Source organism: Flavobacterium solisilvae (assembly GCF_012911605.1).
Lineage (GTDB): Bacteria > Bacteroidota > Bacteroidia > Flavobacteriales > Flavobacteriaceae > Flavobacterium > Flavobacterium solisilvae.
The window spans coordinates 1-226 of the sequence record NZ_JAAMPT010000017.1 but is presented as its reverse complement, the minus strand read 5'-3'; the positions used below and the strand labels follow the sequence as shown (position 1 = coordinate 226).

Here is a 226-nt window from a genome sequence, read left to right as displayed (position 1 = left end):
GTTACCGTGATGATTTGCTGCTCGCTAAAGGCATTGGTTACTGTATAAGTCACGTTTGATGCCAATCCGGAACGGATTACCGTAAAGCGTGTTCTATCTGGCGTGGTATCGGATGCACATTGTAATGCGCTGTTGCTAATGGCTATCACGCTAAAGACTACTTGGGCTTGGGTTACTTCGGTTACCGTTAAGGTTGATCCGGTTTCGCCTGCTATCAAGTTGCCGT

General features: G+C 47.3%; 1 protein-coding gene. It reads right to left on the bottom strand.

Features of this window, described 5'->3' with window-relative positions:
• Window positions 1-226, bottom strand: a 226-nt coding sequence (locus G6042_RS00080) for a hypothetical protein (RefSeq protein ID WP_169522293.1), incomplete at both ends; no start/stop codon positions are given.